24 protein-coding genes are annotated in these 12,891 nt (G+C 65.8%); all 24 read right to left on the reverse strand.

The window, feature by feature from the left end; all coding sequences use genetic code 11:
* Positions 1-107: 107 nt before the first annotated feature.
* The gene (locus ACO1BU_RS18700; RefSeq protein ID WP_424137485.1) at positions 108-758 is read right to left on the reverse strand and encodes an adenylate kinase; all 651 of its coding nucleotides are present in this window, start codon (positions 756-758) and stop codon (positions 108-110) included.
* On the reverse strand, positions 755-2,143 hold the full coding sequence (gene secY, locus ACO1BU_RS18705) for a preprotein translocase subunit SecY (protein ID WP_424137486.1): 1,389 nt from the start codon (positions 2,141-2,143) through the stop codon (positions 755-757). Before secY ends, ACO1BU_RS18700 begins: the two co-directional genes overlap by 4 nt.
* Positions 2,144-2,239: 96 nt before the next feature.
* Positions 2,240-2,725: a 50S ribosomal protein L15 gene (gene rplO / locus ACO1BU_RS18710; RefSeq protein WP_424137487.1), complete on the reverse strand. Its 486-nt coding sequence runs from the start codon at positions 2,723-2,725 to the stop codon at positions 2,240-2,242.
* A gap of 3 nt (positions 2,726-2,728) precedes the next feature.
* Positions 2,729-2,917: a 50S ribosomal protein L30 gene (gene rpmD / locus ACO1BU_RS18715; RefSeq protein WP_424137488.1), complete on the reverse strand. Its 189-nt coding sequence runs from the start codon at positions 2,915-2,917 to the stop codon at positions 2,729-2,731.
* Positions 2,910-3,578, reverse strand: coding sequence for a 30S ribosomal protein S5 (gene rpsE, locus ACO1BU_RS18720; RefSeq protein WP_424137489.1), 669 nt, complete (start codon positions 3,576-3,578; stop codon positions 2,910-2,912). Before rpsE ends, rpmD begins: the two co-directional genes overlap by 8 nt.
* Positions 3,579-3,590: 12 nt before the next feature.
* The gene (rplR, locus tag ACO1BU_RS18725) at positions 3,591-3,953 is read right to left on the reverse strand and encodes a 50S ribosomal protein L18 (RefSeq protein WP_424137490.1); all 363 of its coding nucleotides are present in this window, start codon (positions 3,951-3,953) and stop codon (positions 3,591-3,593) included.
* On the reverse strand, positions 3,953-4,486 hold the full coding sequence (gene rplF, locus ACO1BU_RS18730; RefSeq protein ID WP_424137491.1) for a 50S ribosomal protein L6: 534 nt from the start codon (positions 4,484-4,486) through the stop codon (positions 3,953-3,955). Before rplF ends, rplR begins: the two co-directional genes overlap by 1 nt.
* Before the next feature lie 16 nt (positions 4,487-4,502).
* A complete protein-coding gene (rpsH, locus tag ACO1BU_RS18735; RefSeq protein WP_424137492.1) occupies positions 4,503-4,901 on the reverse strand; it encodes a 30S ribosomal protein S8 in 399 nt (132 codons plus the stop codon).
* Between the two features lie 11 nt (positions 4,902-4,912).
* Positions 4,913-5,218: a 30S ribosomal protein S14 gene (rpsN, locus tag ACO1BU_RS18740; RefSeq protein WP_424137493.1), complete on the reverse strand. Its 306-nt coding sequence runs from the start codon at positions 5,216-5,218 to the stop codon at positions 4,913-4,915.
* A gap of 66 nt (positions 5,219-5,284) precedes the next feature.
* A complete protein-coding gene (gene rplE, locus ACO1BU_RS18745; RefSeq protein ID WP_424137494.1) occupies positions 5,285-5,848 on the reverse strand; it encodes a 50S ribosomal protein L5 in 564 nt (187 codons plus the stop codon).
* Positions 5,845-6,159, reverse strand: a complete 315-nt coding sequence (gene rplX, locus ACO1BU_RS18750) for a 50S ribosomal protein L24 (RefSeq protein WP_424137495.1) — start codon at positions 6,157-6,159, stop codon at positions 5,845-5,847. The genes rplE and rplX overlap by 4 nt, the downstream gene beginning before the upstream one ends.
* Positions 6,159-6,527, reverse strand: coding sequence for a 50S ribosomal protein L14 (rplN, locus tag ACO1BU_RS18755; protein ID WP_263966711.1), 369 nt, complete (start codon positions 6,525-6,527; stop codon positions 6,159-6,161). Before rplN ends, rplX begins: the two co-directional genes overlap by 1 nt.
* Complete coding sequence (gene rpsQ / locus ACO1BU_RS18760) at positions 6,524-6,832, reverse strand: 30S ribosomal protein S17 (protein ID WP_424137496.1); 309 nt, start codon at positions 6,830-6,832, stop codon at positions 6,524-6,526. Before rpsQ ends, rplN begins: the two co-directional genes overlap by 4 nt.
* 16 nt (positions 6,833-6,848) lie before the next feature.
* Positions 6,849-7,055: a 50S ribosomal protein L29 gene (gene rpmC, locus ACO1BU_RS18765; protein WP_073130843.1), complete on the reverse strand. Its 207-nt coding sequence runs from the start codon at positions 7,053-7,055 to the stop codon at positions 6,849-6,851.
* 4 nt (positions 7,056-7,059) lie between these two features.
* Entirely contained in the window at positions 7,060-7,482 is a 423-nt protein-coding gene (gene rplP / locus ACO1BU_RS18770; protein WP_424137497.1) for a 50S ribosomal protein L16, read from the reverse strand.
* 24 nt (positions 7,483-7,506) lie between these two features.
* The gene (gene rpsC, locus ACO1BU_RS18775) at positions 7,507-8,187 is read right to left on the reverse strand and encodes a 30S ribosomal protein S3 (protein ID WP_184518583.1); all 681 of its coding nucleotides are present in this window, start codon (positions 8,185-8,187) and stop codon (positions 7,507-7,509) included.
* A gap of 1 nt (position 8,188) precedes the next feature.
* Positions 8,189-8,590, reverse strand: coding sequence for a 50S ribosomal protein L22 (rplV, locus tag ACO1BU_RS18780; RefSeq protein ID WP_424137498.1), 402 nt, complete (start codon positions 8,588-8,590; stop codon positions 8,189-8,191).
* Between the two features lie 4 nt (positions 8,591-8,594).
* A complete protein-coding gene (gene rpsS / locus ACO1BU_RS18785; protein WP_073130835.1) occupies positions 8,595-8,873 on the reverse strand; it encodes a 30S ribosomal protein S19 in 279 nt (92 codons plus the stop codon).
* A gap of 5 nt (positions 8,874-8,878) precedes the next feature.
* Entirely contained in the window at positions 8,879-9,715 is an 837-nt protein-coding gene (gene rplB / locus ACO1BU_RS18790) for a 50S ribosomal protein L2 (protein WP_424137499.1), read from the reverse strand.
* 3 nt (positions 9,716-9,718) lie between these two features.
* A complete protein-coding gene (locus ACO1BU_RS18795) occupies positions 9,719-10,015 on the reverse strand; it encodes a 50S ribosomal protein L23 (protein ID WP_424137516.1) in 297 nt (98 codons plus the stop codon).
* A gap of 26 nt (positions 10,016-10,041) precedes the next feature.
* Positions 10,042-10,662, reverse strand: coding sequence for a 50S ribosomal protein L4 (gene rplD / locus ACO1BU_RS18800; protein WP_424137500.1), 621 nt, complete (start codon positions 10,660-10,662; stop codon positions 10,042-10,044).
* Positions 10,663-10,672: 10 nt separating this feature from the next.
* Positions 10,673-11,359, reverse strand: coding sequence for a 50S ribosomal protein L3 (gene rplC / locus ACO1BU_RS18805; RefSeq protein WP_424137501.1), 687 nt, complete (start codon positions 11,357-11,359; stop codon positions 10,673-10,675).
* 20 nt (positions 11,360-11,379) lie between these two features.
* Positions 11,380-11,694 carry a 30S ribosomal protein S10 gene (gene rpsJ, locus ACO1BU_RS18810; protein WP_043835383.1) on the reverse strand — a complete coding sequence of 105 codons (315 nt, stop codon included), beginning with the start codon at positions 11,692-11,694 and terminating at the stop codon, positions 11,380-11,382.
* A gap of 1 nt (position 11,695) precedes the next feature.
* Entirely contained in the window at positions 11,696-12,883 is a 1,188-nt protein-coding gene (gene tuf / locus ACO1BU_RS18815) for an elongation factor Tu (RefSeq protein WP_424137502.1), read from the reverse strand.
* Positions 12,884-12,891: the final 8 nt, after the last annotated feature.

The following is a 12,891-nucleotide window of genomic DNA, read 5'->3' on the forward strand; positions in this document are numbered from 1 at the left end:
GAAGGACTCCGTCACGGGCTGACCGGACGGCATCCGTGCAAGCGGAATTGCGGCAGGACATGGCCCCGCCGCGAAGGTGGGCGATTTACGGGCTTGACCCGGTTGAGTCAAGCACCATCGAGGATAGCCTCGATCTGGCTAGAGACGGTGGCCATATCGGCCATGCCATCCACCTGCTTCAGCTTACCCTGGGCGGCGTAATAGGGCAGCAGGGGTGCGGTCTGGCGGTGATAGGCGTCCAGGCGGGCCGCCACGGTCTCCGCCTTGTCGTCCGCCCTGCGGCTGAACTCATGGCTGCCGCAGACGTCACAGACCCCCGGAACCTGGGTCGGCTTGAAGTGGTCGTGGTAGCCGGTACCACAGGCCGAACAGGTGAAGCGGCCAGCGATGCGCTCCACCAGAGCGCCGTCATCCACCTTCAACTCGATCACATGGTTCAGCGCCAGGCCCATTTCCTCAAGCATGACGTCCAGCGCCTCGGCCTGGGGCACGGTCCGGGGGAAGCCATCGAGGATGAAGCCTCGGGTGCAATCGGGCTTCTGCACCCGGATGGCCAGCATGGCGGTGATGATGGCGTCCGGAACCAGTTCACCCCGCTCCATAATGGCCTTGGCCTCGTTCCCGATCTCCGAGCCGGACTTGACCTCGGCCCGCAGCATATCGCCCGTCGAGATCTGGGCGATCCCGTGGCGATCCTGCAGCATCTTCGCCTGGGTCCCCTTCCCCGCTCCGGGCGGGCCGAGAAGAATGAGGTTCATCGACGCGAGTTCCCTCCGCGCGGGGTGACGGGGCTGGGGCCGGTGCCCCGGCCACCCATGCGGGCCTTCCGAATCAGGCCTTCATACTGATGCGCGAACAGATGGGACTGTACCTGAGCCACCGTGTCCATGGTGACGGACACGATAATCAACAGGCTGGTGCCACCAAAGTAGAAGGGCACGCCGTACTGGCTGATCAGGAACTCGGGGATGAGGCAGACGATGCACAGATAGACGGCGCCCACCAGGGTTAGCCGGGTCAGAACACGGTCGAAATACTCGGCCGTGGCTGCGCCAGGGCGGATGCCCGGGACAAAGCCGCCATACTTCTTCAGGTTGTCCGCCGTCTCGGTCGGGTTGAAGACCACGGCCGTGTAGAAGAAAGCAAAGAAGATGATCAGGGCCACATAGAGGCCCATATAGAGCGGCTGGCCATGAGCAAGGAGCGCTGCCGCGCGGGTCAGCCAGTTCTCGGTGCCCTGGGTGGCGGCGAACCCCGAAAAGGTCGCCGGAAGCAGAAGCAGAGAGGAGGCGAAGATCGGCGGAATTACGCCGGCCGTGTTCAGCTTCAACGGCAAATGGGTCGCGTCGCCGCCGAACATGCGGTTGCCGACCTGGCGCTTGGGATACTGCACCGGGATCTTCCTCTGGGCCCGCTCCATGAAAACCACGAAGGCGATCACGGCCAGCGCCAGGACGAGGAAGAACAGGATGAAGAAGGGCGACAAGGCCCCCGTCCGTCCAAGCTCCAGGGTGGAAATCAGGGCATGGGGCAGGTTCGCCACAATACCGGCAAAGATAATGAGCGAAATGCCGTTGCCGACACCCCGGGCGGTGATCTGCTCGCCCAGCCACATCAGGAACATGGTCCCACCCACCAGAGTGGTGACGCAGGAGACGCGGAAGAACAGGCCAGGGTCGAGCACGGCCGCGCCGAAATTACCGCGCATTCCTTCCAGCCCGACCGCGATACCATAGGCCTGGAAGAACGCGATCAGGACGGTCAGGTAGCGCGTATATTGGTTCAGCCGCTTCCGGCCGGACTCGCCCTCCTTCTTCAGCGCCTCCCAGGACGGGATGGCGGCCGACATCAGCTGAACGATGATCGAGGCCGAAATATAGGGCATGATGTTCAGGGCGAAGACGGTCATCCGTCCCAGGGCGCCGCCCGTGAACATGTCAAACATGCCGAGGATGCCGCCGCCATGCTGCGACAGGATCTCGGCCATCACCGCCGCGTCCACGCCCGGCACCGGGATGTAGGTGCCCAGGCGGTACACGATCAGTGCACCCAGGGTGAACCAGAGCCGATTCTTCAGCTCGGTCGCGCGGGACAGCACGCCGAGGTTGAGATTGGCCGCGAGCTGCTCGGCGGCGGACGCCATGGGGATGCCCCTCTCTCACGACTGCGGCGCCGGGGGATAGGCCCGCGGCGCCGCAGTACATTCCGTCATGTCAGGTAGCGGCCGCAACCGCCGCGATCAAGCCGCGGGGGCTTCCTCAGCGGCACCGCGCACCGTCACGCTGCCGCCAGCGGCCTGCACCGCCGCAATGGCAGCGGCGGAGGCACCCGTCACGGACAGGGTCACGGCGCGCTTGATCTCGCCCTTGGCCAGCAGGCGGACACCCGCCTTCTTGCCAACGCGGACCAGCCCCGCCTTCTCCAGCGCCGCCTCGTCCACCGTCTCGCCAGCCGGAAGGACGCCGGCCTCGAACGCCTTCTCCAGCGTCCCGAGATTGATAACGGCGTATTCCTTGCGGAACAGGTTCTTGAAGCCGCGCTTCGGCAGTCGACGGTACAGCGGAAGCTGACCACCCTCGAAGCCGTTCAGCGACACGCCGGTGCGGGCCTTCTGACCCTTCACGCCGCGTCCGCCGGTCTTGCCCTTGCCGGAGCCAATGCCCCGGCCGATGCGCTTGAACTTCGGGCGGGCACCCTCGTTGTCGCGCAGCTCATTGAGCTTCATGGTTCAGCCCACCTTCACCAGATGCGCGACCTTGCGGATCATGCCCTGCACGGCAGGGGTGTCCTCCAGCTCGCGGCTCCGGTGCATCTTGTTCAAGCCGAGGCCGATCAGCGTCTCGCGCTGACCGGGCTTGCGGCCGATCGGCGACCCGATCTGGGTCACCTTCACCGTCTTCTTCGTGGTCTCAGACATTGGCCGTCTCCGTGGACGACGCCTCGCCGGACACGTTGGCGGCGTCGCCGCCACGCGGGCTCGGGAGGAGGTCAGCCACCTTCTTACCACGGCGCGCGGCAACAGCCCGGGGGGAGCTGCAGCGGGCCAGGCCAGCGAAGGTCGCCTTGACCATATTGTGGGGGTTCGTGGTGCCCGTGCACTTGGCGACTACGTCGCCCATGCCCAGTACCTCGAACACCGCGCGCATCGGGCCACCGGCAATGATGCCCGTACCGGCCGGAGCCGCACGGAGGATCACCCGGCCGGCGCCAAACTCACCGACGACGTCGTGGTGCAAGGTGCGGCCCTCGCGCATCGGCACGCGGATCAGGCCGCGCTTGGCCCGCTCCGTCGCCTTGCGGATCGCCTCCGGCACCTCGCGCGCCTTGCCGGCGCCCCAGCCGACGCGGCCCTTCTCATCGCCCACGACCACGAGGGCCGCGAAGGAGAAGCGCCGGCCGCCCTTCACGACCTTGGCGACACGGTTGATGGTGACGAGCTTGTCCTTGAACTCGTCGTTCTCGCGATCCTGACGCTGATCACGATTGTCGTCACGACGGCCGCGGCCCCGGCGGCGGTCGGCGCCGTCGCCGCCCTCTCCGCCCGGACGCGGCGCGTTGGAACGCGGTGCGTATGCCATTCTATCGGCTCCTCAGAACGACAGCCCGCCCTCGCGGGCGCCGTCCGCCAGGGCCTTGACCCGGCCGTGGTAGAGATAGGGACCGCGGTCGAAGACCACCTCGGTCACGCCGGCCGCGAGCGCACGCTCGGCCACCAGCTTGCCAATGGCCGCCGCCGCGTCGACGTCGGCGCCGGTCTTGCTGCCTTCCCGCACAGCCTTCTCCAGCGTCGACGCCGCGGCGAGCGTACGGCCCGCCTTGTCGTCGATCACCTGGGCGTAGATGTGCCGGCCCGAGCGATGGACGGAGAGGCGCACGCGCCCACCGCCCTTCAGCTTGATCTGGTAGCGCGCACGCGAACGGCGGCGCTGCGTCAGTACGAGCTTGCTGGACATTACTTCTTCTTACCCTCCTTCCGGAGGATCGTCTCGTTGTCGTACTTGATCCCCTTGCCCTTATAGGGCTCGGGACCACGATACGCCCGGATTTCCGCCGCAACCTGACCGACACGCTGCTTGTCAGCACCCTCGACCTTGATGGCCGTCGGGCGCTCGGTCGTGATCTTGATGCCCTCGGGGATCGGGTACCGGATCTCGTGCGAGTAGCCGAGGTTCAGGACCAGGTCCTTCCCCTGCACCGCCGCACGATAGCCCGTGCCCGTGATCTCCATCGACTTCGAGAAGCCAGTGGAGACGCCCGTGACCATGCCGTTGATGAGGGAGCGCGTGGTGCCCCACATCGTCCGAGCAGCCCGGTCGTCGCCGCGCGGAGCGACGGCGACCTCACCGTTCTCGACCTTGACGTCGACCTTGTCGGTCAGCGGCAGGCGCAGCTCGCCGAGCTTGCCCTTCGCCACCACGACATTGTCCTGAACGGTGAGGGTGACGCCAGCGGGCACCTTCACCGGATACTTGCCTACGCGAGACATGTTCCTCTGCCCTCCGTCAGAATACGCGGCAGAGGACTTCGCCGCCCACATTGGCGGCGCGAGCCTCAAGGTCGCTCATCACGCCGCGGGGCGTGGAGAGGATCGAAATGCCGAGCCCGTTGTAGAACTTCGGCAGCTCCTTGATCTTGGAGTAAACCCGGCGGCCCGGCTTGGACACGCGGGTGATCTCCTTAATGGCGGGCTCGCCCTCGGAATACTTGAGCTCGATATCGAGCACCTTGATACCGGGGCGGAGCTCCTCCGCGCGCCAGGCGCGGATATAGCCCTCGCGCTTCAGCACGTCCAAGACGTCGGAGCGGAGCCGGGAGGCAGGGGAAACGACGCGCGCATGACGAGCGCGCTGGCCGTTGCGGATGCGGGTGAGCATGTCACCCAATGGATCGGAGAGCTGCATGGCCCCTTACCTTACCAGGAGGCCTTGACCAGCCCCGGAATCTGGCCGTTCGAGGCCAGCTCCCGGAGCATGTTCCGGCTCAACTTGAACTTGCGGTAGTTGCCGCGCGGACGACCGGTCAGCTCGCAGCGCAGGCGGATGCGGTTCTTCGCACCGTTCCGCGGCAGCTGGGCGAGCTTGATCGTCGCCTCGAAGCGGTCCTCGACAGGCAACTCGCGATCCATCACCACCTTCTTAAGGGCGGCACGCTTCGCGGCATGCGCCTTGGCAAGGTGCATGCGGTGCTTATTCTTCTCGACTGACGAAGTCTTGGCCATTCGATCAGTGTCCTCCGGAACCTGTCCGGGGCCGGCGCAGGACGCCGGCCCGGTGGTTTTCCAAGATCAATTGATGAAGGGAAGCTGGAAGGCCTTGAGCAGGGCCTTGGCTTCCTTGTCCGTCTTCGCCGTGGTGACGAAAACGATGTCCATGCCGCGGATCGCGTCCACCTTGTCGTAGGCGATTTCCGGGAAGATGATCTGCTCCTTCAGGCCCATGGCGTAATTGCCACGGCCGTCAAAGCCCTTGCCGGAAACGCCGCGGAAGTCACGCACGCGCGGCAGCGCGATCGTCACCAGGCGGTCCAGGAACTCGTACATCCGGGCACGCCGGAGCGTCACCTTCGTGCCGATGGCCTGGCCCTCGCGGATCTTGAAGCCGGCGATCGCCTTCTTGGCACGGGTCTTCACCGGCTTCTGGCCGGCGATAGCCGTCAGGTCGGCCACCGCAGCGTCCAGCTTCTTCTGGTCGCCCGCAGCTTCACCCACGCCCATGTTGATGACGATCTTCTCCAGCTTCGGAACCTCCATCGGGTTCTTGTAGCCGAACTCCTCGACCAGGGCCTTACGGACCTGCTCAAGGTAGTGCTGCTGCAGACGCGGCAGCTCCTTCGTCTGGGTCTCGCTCATGCGATCACCTCGCCGGAGGCCTTGGCCACCCGGACCTTCTTGTCCCCGTCCATGCGGAAGCCCACGCGGGTCGGCTTGTCGCTCTTCGGGTCGATCAGCGCCAGGTTGGAGAGGTGGATCGGGGCCTCCTTCTCCTGGATGCCACCGGGCTGGTTCATGCCCGTCGGCTTGCTGTGACGCTTCACGATGTTCACGCCCTGCACCACGGCACGGTTCTCAGCGGGGATCACCGAGAGAACCTCGCCGCGCTTACCCTTGTCCTTGCCGGCGAGGACCTGGACGCGATCGCCCTTCTTGATCTTCGCGGCCATCACAGCACCTCCGGAGCCAGGGAGATGATCTTCATGTAACGACGGGCGCGAAGCTCGCGCACCACCGGCCCGAAGATGCGGGTGCCAATCGGCTCATTCTGCTTATTGATCAGAACAGCCGCATTGTTATCGAAGCGGATCGCGGTACCGTCCTGACGGCGCACGGCATAGGCCGTCCGCACGATCACGGCGCGATGCACCTCGCCCTTCTTCACCTTGGCGCGGGGAATGGCATCCTTGACGGAGACGACGATGATGTCGCCCACCGAGGCCGTCTTGCGCTTGGAGCCGCCCAGCACCTTGATGCACTGAACGCGACGCGCGCCGGAATTATCGGCGACGTCGAGATTGGATTCGACCTGGATCATGCCGACACCTGGTCTTCGGGCAGCACGATGTTCTCGAGCAGCTCATAGGCGGCCGGGCGCGCCACGGCCTCGCCGTTGCGCTGGATCACCAGCCAGGACTTGCGCTTGGAGATCGGGCGGCACTCCTCGATCAACACCGTGTCGCCCTCGCGGCACAGGTTGGTATCGTCGTGCGCCGCATACTTCTTCGAGCGACGGATGAACTTCTTGTAGAGCGGATGCATCACGCGACGCTCGACCAAGACCGTTACGGTCTTGTCCTGCTTGTCGCTGGTCACCCGCCCGGTGAGGACGCGCTTCGGCATATGCCGCGGTCTCCTCTCAGGACTTCTGGGATTGACGGGCCTGCTGGCCCAGGACGGTCTTTACACGAGCAATGTCGCGCCGAACAGCACGAATACGCCCCACCGCCTCCAACTGCCCGGTCGCCCGCTGGAAGCGCAGGTTAAACTGCTCCTTCCGCAGGTCGAGCAGCATCGTCTTCAGCTCATCCGCGGTCTTGCCGCGGACATCCGCGATCTTCGTCATGGCCTCAAGCCTCCGTCGCGCCCAGACGGGCGACGACCTTCGTCTTGATCGGCAGCTTGGCGGCCCCGAGAGCCAGCGCCTCACGGGCCGTCTCCTGGCTCACGCCGTCGATCTCGAACATAATGCGGCCCGGCTTGATCCGGACCACCCAGTACTCAGGAGCGCCCTTACCGGAGCCCATGCGGACCTCGGCCGGCTTGGTGGAAACGGGCACATCCGGGAAGATGCGGATCCACACGCGCCCCTGGCGCTTCATGGCGCGGGTGATCGCGCGGCGGGCCGCCTCGATCTGCCGGGCGGTCACCCGCTCCGGCTCCAGCGCCTTCAGGCCATAGCCGCCGAAAGACAGGGTGAACCCGCCCTTGGCCACGCCCTTGATGCGGCCCTTATGGGCCTTCCGATACGTCGTGCGCTTCGGCGACAACATGTTACGTGTTCCTCAGACCGTCGCTCAGCGCTGCGGCGCCTGCTCCGCGGCGCGCTTGTCCTGCGCCATCGGATCATGGGCCATCACCTCGCCCTTGAAGATCCAGACCTTCACACCGCAGGTGCCATAGGTCGTCTTCGCGGTCGCCACACCGAAGTCGATATCGGCGCGGAGCGTGTGCAGGGGCACACGGCCCTCGCGGTACCACTCCATGCGCGCGATCTCGGCCCCGCCCAGGCGACCGGAGCAGTTGATACGGATGCCACCCGCGCCAAGGCGCATGGCGGACTGCACGGCGCGCTTCATCGCACGGCGGAACGCCACACGACGCTCGAGCTGCTGCGCGATGCTCTCGGCCACCAGAGTGGCGTCCAGCTCCGGCTTGCGGATCTCGACAATGTTCAGCGCCACCTCGGCCCCGGCCATCTTCGCCAGGTCCTTGCGTAGCACCTCGATGTCGGCGCCCTTCTTGCCGATCACGACGCCCGGCCGTGCGGCGTGGATCGTCACGCGCGGCTTCTTCGCCGGGCGCTCGATCACGACCTTTGCCACGCCCGCGCCCTTCAGCCGCTCGCGCAGCTTGTTGCGCAGCTTCAGATCGTCATGGAGCAGGCCGGAATAGTCGGCGTCGCCGGCATACCAGCGGCTGTCCCATGTGCGGTTGATCCCGAGCCGGAGCCCGATCGGATTGACTTTGTGACCCATCTTACGCGGCCTCCTCGGCCACCGGCGCCGGCTGCTGCTGCTCGGCGACGACGATCTTCAGGTGGCTGAACCACTTCTCCACGCGGGCCGCCTTGCCGCGACCACGCGCCTGGAAGCGCTTCATGACGATCGAGCGACCCACCTCAACCCGCGCAACCACCAGCTTGTCCACGTCCAGGCTGTGGTTGTTCTCGGCATTGGCGATAGCGCTCTCGAGCGTCTTCTTCACCGTGTCGGAAATGCGACGCTTGCTGAAGGTCAGCACGGCAACCGCGTCGGACGCCGCGCGCCCGCGGATCAGGCCGGCGGCCAGGTTCAGCTTGCGCGGCGAAACCCGGATGTTCCGGGTAACGGCCTGAGCCTCGGTGTCGGCGAGGCTGCGCTCGTGCTTCGGCTTGCTCATCAGATCAGCCCCGCTTGGCCTTCTTATCCGAGGAGTGCCCGGTGAAGGTGCGTGTCGGCGAGAACTCGCCGAACTTGTGGCCCACCATGTTCTCGGACACCTGGACGGGGATGAACTTCTTGCCGTTATAGACGCCGAAGGTCAGACCCACGAACTGCGGAAGGATCGTGCTGCGCCGCGACCAGATCTTGATGATCTCGTTGCGCGTGGAGCTGCGAGCCGCCTCCGCCTTGTTAAGCAGGTAGCCGTCAACGAACGGCCCCTTCCAAACGCTGCGCGACATGGCGATCAGCCCTTCTTCGCGGTGCGACGACGGACGATGAGACGGTCCGTGCGCTTGTTGGTGCGGGTCTTGTAGCCCTTGGTCGGCTTGCCCCACGGGGTGACGGGGTGACGGCCGCCCGAGGTCCGGCCCTCACCACCACCATGCGGATGGTCGACCGGGTTCATGACGACACCGCGGTTATGCGGACGGAAGCCCATCCAGCGCCTACGCCCGGCCTTGCCAAGCTGCTGGTTGGAGTTGTCCGGGTTCGACACGGCGCCAATCGAGGCCAGGCACTCGGCGCGGAGGAGCCGTACCTCGCCGGACATCAGCTTCACCTGGGCGTAACCGGCATCCTTGCCGACCAGCTGGCAGTAGGTGCCGGCCGAACGCGCGATCTTGGCACCGGCGCCCGGCTTCATCTCCAGCGCGTGCACGATCGTGCCCACGGGGATGGAGGCCAGCGGCATGGCGTTGCCCGGCTTGATGTCCACGCGGTCGCCCGCGATCACCGTGTCGCCGGCCTTCAGGCGCTGCGGCGCGATGATGTAGGACAGCTCGCCGTCCTCATACTTGATCAGAGCGATCCAGGCCGTCCGGTTCGGATCGTATTCCAGGCGCTCGACGGTCGCCGGCACGTTGAACTTCGCGCGGCGCTTGAAGTCCACATAGCGGTAGGACTGCTTGTGTCCGCCACCACGGAACCGAACCGTGGTGCGGCCGTGATTGTTACGGCCGCCCGTGTGGTTCTTGCCCTCGGTCAGCTGCTTGACGGGCTTCCCCTTCCACAGCTCCGAACGGTCGACCAGCACCGTGCCGCGAAGGCTCGGGGTGACCGGATTAAATTGCTTCAGCGCCATGGCTTACGCGAGCCCCGTCGTGAGATCGATGCTCTGGCCTTCGGCCAGCGTCACGATCGCCTTCTTCCAATCGGAACGCTGGCCGGGACGGCCGCGGAACCGCTTGGACTTGCCCTTGACCACCACGGTGTTTACCGCGGTGACGTTCACGCCGAAGAGCCCCTCGACGGCCGCCTTGATCTCGGGCTTCGTGGCGTCCGAAGTCACCTTGAAGGTGACCTGGCCAACCTCGTTCAGAACCGTCGCCTTCTCGGTGATCACCGGGGCAACGATCAGCTGGTACATCCGCTCCTGCGAGATGACCGGCTTCTTCGCTTGCGTCTCGCTCACGACAGACGCTCCTTCAGGGCCTCAACGCCGGCACGTGTCACGACAAGCACGTCGTGGCGGACGATGTCGTACACATTGGCACCGACGGTCGGCAGAACCTGGATCTTCGGCAGGTTCCGCGCAGCGCGTACCAGACCGGCATCCGGCGTCGCGTCGAACAGCAGCGCGCTGTTCCAGCCGAGGGCCTTGACCTGGGCGGCCAGGGTCTTCGTCTTCGCGTTCTCGCCCGGGGCTGCAGCGTCCAGAACAACCAGCTTGCCGGTCGCCGCCTTCTCGCTCAGCGCGCTGATCAGGCCCAGCTTACGGACCTTCTTCGGCAGGCTGTACTCGTGGCTCCGGACGACGGGGCCGTGAACGATGCCGCCCGTGCGGAACTGCGGTGCCCGCAGCGAGCCCTGGCGGGCGTTGCCCGTACCCTTCTGGCGATAAGGCTTCTTCGTGGTCCCGGAGACCTCGCCCATGCCCTTTACCTTGTGCGTCCCGGCGCGGCGCTTCGCCAGCTGCCAGTGCACGACCCGCGCCATGATGTCGGCGCGCGGCTCGGCGCCGAACACCTCCGCGGGAAGCTCGATCTCGCCGGCTTCGGCGTTGTCGAGCGTGATGACCTTCACTTGCATCACCCGATCCTCAGGCCGTCGCCGCCGGATACGGCGCGTCGGCATGGCGCTTCCGCTTTACGGCGTCGCGCACCATTACCCAGCTGTTCGTGGCGCCGGGGACGGCGCCCTTCACGAAAAGCAGACCCTTCTCAACGTCCACACCCGCCACTTCCAGATTCTGGGTGGTGATGCGCTCGACGCCGAGGTGACCGGCCATCTTCTTGTTCTTGAAGACCTTGCCCGGATCCTGACGGTTACCGGTCGAGCCATGGGAACGGTGGCTGATCGACACGCCGTGCGAAGCTTCGAGACCGGCAAAGTTCCAGCGCTTCATGGCGCCGGCGAAGCCTTTGCCCTTGCTGACGCCGGTAACGTCGATCTTCTGACCCTTCACGAAGTGGGCCGGGGAGAGCTTCACGCCCGCCTCCAGCACCGCATCGGCGGCAGTGCGGAACTCCACCACCTTGGCCGGCGCCTCAACGCCAGCCTTGGCGAAGTGTGCGCGGTTCGGCTTGGAGACATTCTTCGCCTTGGCATGCCCGGCGCCAAGCTGAACGGCGGTGTACCCGTCCTTGTCGGCGGAGCGCACCGCCACGACGCGAACGTCATCCACGTGCAGCAGCGTCACCGGCACGGTGGAGCCGTCCTCGTTGAACAGCCGGGACATGCCCAGCTTCCGGGCGATCAGGCCAGTGCGGCCATCTTTCGCGGCCATGGTGTATGCGCCCCTCAGACTCAGATCTTGATCTCGACGTCCACGCCCGAGGCGAGGTCGAGCTTCATCAGCGCGTCCACGGTCTGCGGGGTGGGGTCGACGATATCCAGAAGACGGCGATGAGTCCGAATCTCGAACTGCTCGCGCGACTTCTTATCGACATGCGGGGAGCGGTTCACGGTGAACCGCTCGATGTGGGTCGGAAGCGGGATAGGACCCCGCACCCGAGCGCCGGTCCGCTTCGCGGTGTTCACAATCTCCCGCGTGCTGCCATCCAGCACGCGGTGATCGAACGCCTTGAGGCGGATCCGGATGTTCTGCGCGTCAGCGGCCATCTTACTTCTCGATGTTGGCGACGACGCCGGCGCCGACGGTACGGCCGCCCTCGCGGATGGCGAAGCGCAGGCCCTGGTCCATGGCGATCGGGGCGATCAGCTCGACCGACATGGCCACGTTGTCACCCGGCATCACCATCTCGACGCCTTCCGGCAGCTGCACCACGCCCGTCACGTCGGTCGTGCGGAAGTAGAACTGCGGACGGTAGTTGGTGAAGAACGGCGTGTGGCGGCCGCCCTCTTCCTTCGTCAGGATGTAGGCCTCGGCCTTGAACTTCGTGTGCGGCGTGATCGAGCCGGGCTTGGCCAGAACCTGGCCGCGCTCCACGTCCTCACGCTTCGTGCCACGCAGCAGCGCGCCGATGTTGTCGCCCGCCTCGCCGCTGTCCAGCAGCTTGCGGAACATCTCGACGCCGGTCACCGTCGTCTTCACGGTGTCCTTCAGGCCGACGATCTCGACTTCCTCGCCCACCTTGACGATGCCGCGCTCCACGCGCCCGGTCACCACCGTGCCGCGGCCCGAGATCGAGAACACGTCCTCGATCGGCATCAGGAAGGGCAGGTCCTTCGGGCGCTCCGGCTGCGGAATGTAGCTGTCCACCGCCTCCATCAGCGCAAGGATCGCCTGCTCGCCGATCTCAGGCGTCTTGTCCTCAAGCGCGGCCACCGCCGAGCCCTTGATGATCGGAATGTCGTCGCCCGGGAACTGGTAGGAGGAGAGGAGCTCGCGCACCTCCATCTCGACCAGCTCGACCAGGTCCGGATCGGCCAGGTCCATCTTGTTCAGGAACACGACCAGCGCAGGCACGCCCACCTGGCGGGCCAGCAGGATGTGCTCGCGCGTCTGCGGCATCGGGCCGTCAGCCGCCGAAACCACCAGGATCGCGCCGTCCATCTGCGCGGCACCCGTGATCATGTTCTTCACGTAGTCCGCGTGACCAGGGCAGTCCACGTGAGCGTAGTGCCGGTTGGCCGTCTCGTACTCGACATGCGCCGTCGAGATCGTGATGCCGCGCGCCCGCTCCTCCGGAGCCTTGTCGATCTGGTCATACGCCGTGAAGGACGCACCACCCGACTTCGCCAGAACCTTCGTGATCGCTGCCGTCAGAGACGTCTTGCCATGGTCCACATGGCCAATCGTCCCAATGTTGCAGTGCGGCTTCGTCCGCTCGAACTTCGCCTTCGCCATTGTATGCC

The sequence above is a fragment of the Roseomonas chloroacetimidivorans genome, from assembly GCF_049629625.1.
GTDB classification, from domain to species: Bacteria; Pseudomonadota; Alphaproteobacteria; order Acetobacterales; family Acetobacteraceae; genus Roseomonas; species Roseomonas chloroacetimidivorans.